Annotated in this window: 4 protein-coding genes; all 4 read right to left on the minus strand. The window is 57.1% G+C overall.

Features of this window, described 5'->3' with window-relative positions; translation table 11 throughout:
• Positions 1–153: 153 nt before the first annotated feature.
• Genes CW742_RS08540 through CW742_RS08555 form a run of 4 tightly spaced genes read right to left on the minus strand, consistent with a single transcriptional unit; the run spans position 154 to position 3,877 of the window.
• Positions 154–1,344 (minus strand): ABC transporter permease, encoded by a 1,191-nt coding sequence (locus CW742_RS08540; protein WP_292419140.1) that lies wholly within the window; start codon positions 1,342–1,344, stop codon positions 154–156.
• The gene (locus CW742_RS08545; protein WP_292419149.1) at positions 1,341–2,000 is read right to left on the minus strand and encodes an ABC transporter ATP-binding protein; all 660 of its coding nucleotides are present in this window, start codon (positions 1,998–2,000) and stop codon (positions 1,341–1,343) included. Before CW742_RS08545 ends, CW742_RS08540 begins: the two co-directional genes overlap by 4 nt.
• Before the next feature lie 26 nt (positions 2,001–2,026).
• The gene (locus CW742_RS08550; RefSeq protein ID WP_292419143.1) at positions 2,027–3,208 is read right to left on the minus strand and encodes a COG1361 S-layer family protein; all 1,182 of its coding nucleotides are present in this window, start codon (positions 3,206–3,208) and stop codon (positions 2,027–2,029) included.
• Complete coding sequence (locus tag CW742_RS08555) at positions 3,209–3,877, minus strand: YIP1 family protein (protein WP_292419146.1); 669 nt, start codon at positions 3,875–3,877, stop codon at positions 3,209–3,211. It lies immediately after the preceding gene.
• Positions 3,878–3,890: the final 13 nt, after the last annotated feature.

Here is a 3,890-nt window from a genome sequence, read left to right on the forward strand (position 1 = left end):
TGTCCCAGTTGTGTGAAGGATCGCCCTCGATCTTCGAAGTCTCCTGCAGGCGCTGACGCTCTTTCCAGATCTCGTTCCAGTCAGGGTCAGACACCGCCGGTTGCATAGCATACCGTAGCGTGCCCGGCCAAAAAAAGGTTCAGGTGATGCCACTCACTCGTGGCGGAGCGCATCGATGGGGTTTAAGTTTGCCGCCTGCCAGGCCGGGTAGATACCGCAGGCAAGGCAGACAATGATCCCGAAGCCGACGCCCCCGGCAATCGAGGACACGGTCGAGAGGGTCCAGAGGTATTTCGTTGACTGGAGCATCAGGGCGCTGATGCCGTACCCGGCAAGAAGGCTCAGTACGCCTCCCACGACACTCCCGATGACCCCGATGATGGCAGCTTCGTACACGAACATGCTCATCACCTCTTTCTTCTGCGTACCGATGCTCCGCATGATCCCGATCTCCTTGATCCGCTCGTTGACGGACATCATCATGATGTTGAAGATCGAGACCCCGGCAACGATCATCGAGATCCCGCCGATGGCCGTGACGAACGCGGTGATCGAGCCGAATGTCTCGTAGATGGTGGCAAGAGTAGCCTTGCTGTCGATGACCATGACGATCCTGTCCCGCTTGTTCATCTGCTTCTCGATGATGGTCTTGACGTTCGCGGTGTCCTGGTCGCGCTTCACCTTCACCACGATCTGGTCGTAGTATTTCCCGGTGTTGTAGGTGCCCTCGAACCAGTCCTGGGTGGCGATGATGGCATTGTCGGTGCTGATGTCAAAGGCCATGCCCCGCTCCTTGATGATACCGGTCACGCGGAGTGTCCCTTTCGAACCGTCCGTGCCCATCGAGATCCGGGATCCCACTTTTATGTTGTTGTCTTTGGCAAACGTCGATCCCACGAGGCACCCGGAGTTGGCATTGTTGAGGCTGCCTGCTGTGAGTTCGAAGTTGAGATCCTTGAGGTACTGGGGATCGACCCCGTACACGGATGCAACACTGTAGTCCTTGCTCACCCCGACTTTCATGCGTTCCGAAGCAGAATGGACCGGTATCGCAATGCCCGGCGCAACAACCCGTTTGATCTGCTGGAACTGCTGGTCGGTTATCTTCAGGTTTTGGGAACTTCCGCTGCCCCCGCCGAACCCGCCGCCGCCACCCGTGTACGGGTACACGATGACGCTGTCCCCTACTGATGAGAGGCTGTCAGAAACCGTTGCCACCAGGCTGTTGCCGAGGATACCCATCGACGCGATGGCAACGACCCCGATCACGATGCCGAGCATGGCAAGGGTTGACCGGAGGAAGTGGAGCCGGATGTTTCTCTTTGCAATCTCCCAGAAGATCATGAAACGATCCTCCCGTCGGAGATCCGGATGGTCCGGCGCGAGTAGTCGGCGATGTTCTGGTCATGGGTGACCATGATAATAGTCGTGCCGTTCCGGTTGAGCTCGGTCATCAGGTCCATGATCCCGGCGCCGGTCTTGGAGTCGAGGTTACCCGTCGGTTCATCGCAGAGGAGGATATCCGGGTTGTTGATGAGCGCCCGGGCAATGGCAACCCGCTGCTGCTGGCCGCCGGAGAGTTCCGTGGGCGTATGCGTAAAAAGCGAATCGTCCAGCTGGACGGCGCGGAGCACGTCTTTTCCCCGCTCCGGGTCCACCCCCCTGCCGGATTTCAGCATCATGGGGAACGTGACATTCTCGATGATGTTCAAGAGGGGGAAGAGGTTGAAGTACTGGAAGATGAACCCGATACGGTCCCGCCGGAGTGCGGTCAGCTCGGTATCCGTCATATCCCGGATGCGGGTGCCGCTGATCCAGATGTCTCCTTCCGAGGGCATGTCAAGGCACCCCATCAGGTTCAGGAGCGTAGACTTTCCTGACCCGGAGGGGCCCATGATGGAGATGAACTCGCCCCGGTCCACCTGGAACGATACACCGTCCAGTGCCCGGACATCTCCGGCCGGGAGGGGGTACACCTTGGCCACGTCAGAAAAGACCATGACCGGCTGGTCGTCTTCTGTCGTCGTCACTGTTTCTTCTTCCTGAGGTAGAAGTACCATCCGCCAACGAATATGGCGACAACGACAAGCGCGGCAATGATGGGGACGAGCGGCGGGCCGTTTTCCTTCACGGCAGCAAGCCTGCCATTGGGAACGGTCACGTTCTGGACAGAGGTATAGACGTTCCCGTCGCTGTCCTTGAATGAGATCTGGACGGGGATACTCTCAACCGTGCCGTCGGTTGAGAAGGTGATCTCGAAGCTCCCGAAATCATCCGGCTTGAGGGCCTGGACCACGTAGGTCTTGTACGGGTCTTCAGGGATTGCCGGTGAAAGGGCGGTCACCATGACGGCGTTTGCCGTCTCGAGCCCGGCATTGGTCACGTCACCCGTTACGCGGTAGCTCATCCCCTCCGGCATCACCTGGATATTGCTCATCACCGGGTCTGCCTGTTTCTTGTCATGCCCAAACGTGATCGGGATCTCCAGGGTCACGTCATGGGGATTGTCGCCATTGTTGTAGGTCAGGTTGAGGATGAGCGTTGTCTCCTGATCCGGGGTGATGGAGACATTGACCGGTGTTTTTGCCGCGGCCGCAAGGTCGCCAATGAATACGCGCTCGGGATTGGCAGTAATGCCGGCACCAGAGGCGGTGAGGATGACATTCCTTACATTGTTCTTCCGGGGGTTTGCCACCTGCAGGTAGATGGTCTTCTTCTTCCCCTGCGTGAAGGCATCGGGTTTGTCGACGACTGTCAGTTCAAGGGGGGTATTGTCGATCTGGACCAGCGTCTTATGGTTGAGGTCGGAATCGTACAGGCTGACCGAGAAGGTCGGATAATAATCCCCGCTGACCCCGTTAGCTAAGATGGAGAACGTGAACGGGCGTGTCTGGAGCGGGCCGAGGGTTGTGGTAGTGCCGTAGTTGCCGCCCACCAGCGAGAAAGTACTGTCCCGGAAGACCACATGGGTCAGCTTGATGCTGGTGTTTGCGTTGCCGTTCGTGATCTTGTAGGTCACGGTTCCTTTATCGCCGGAGAAAAACGAACCGGGATCGAAAACCGTTTCAGCAACATAGACCTTCCCGGTGTAGTAGGTTCCGGAGACCGGATCCTCGTTGATGTTTGAATAGGCTCCACTGGCAACGCCGACTGCCAGGCTGACCAGCAGGGCGACAAAGAGTGAAGTGATTATCTGGCTGATTCTCATTTACGATACTCCAAGCATATAGATCATGTAGAAGATCCATGCGATGACCGGGATGCCAACGCAGATGGCTGCGTCCCGCATCGACAGTTTCCTGGCGTGCTGGAGGCCGAAGATCCAGATGTTCGCACTCCAGAGCAAGAAGACGATGGTGACAAGGGCCGAGATCTGGGTCAGCTCCACCATAGCCGGGTCTTTCATAAGGGAGGTTGTTACCTGCTGCACTGCAACAGGGTCCTGCATCATGGCGGAGGTGATCTTCGGAACAACGATCTTTGGCACGTATTCGAATGCTGCGATAAGGGTGATGACCGTACCGATCACCTGGGGGAGGTAACCGTACCCGATTACCTTTAAGGTACCGGAGAAACTGCCGGACCCCTTGAATACGATGGATATACCATACACGAGGGCAGCCCAGATAACCCAGAAGATAAAGACTCCCAAAAACGCGCCGATCACGGATGATAACAGGACAATCGTATCAAGACCGGCCATGGCGCCGCCCATCATATGCGCAGTTACCCCGCCGATCAGGTACCCGTACACCGCAGCGGTAATGCCCCCGGCAAGGAGGATGAGCAGCGGCAGGGTCATGCTCTCTTTTTCAGTATCAAGGCCCGAAAAGAACTGGCCGGGTCGGATAAGGATGTCAATAATAGAATGTGTCATATTTCACCTGTAC

This window comes from Methanoregula sp., assembly GCF_002835825.1.
Taxonomy (GTDB): domain Archaea; phylum Halobacteriota; class Methanomicrobia; order Methanomicrobiales; family Methanospirillaceae; genus Methanoregula.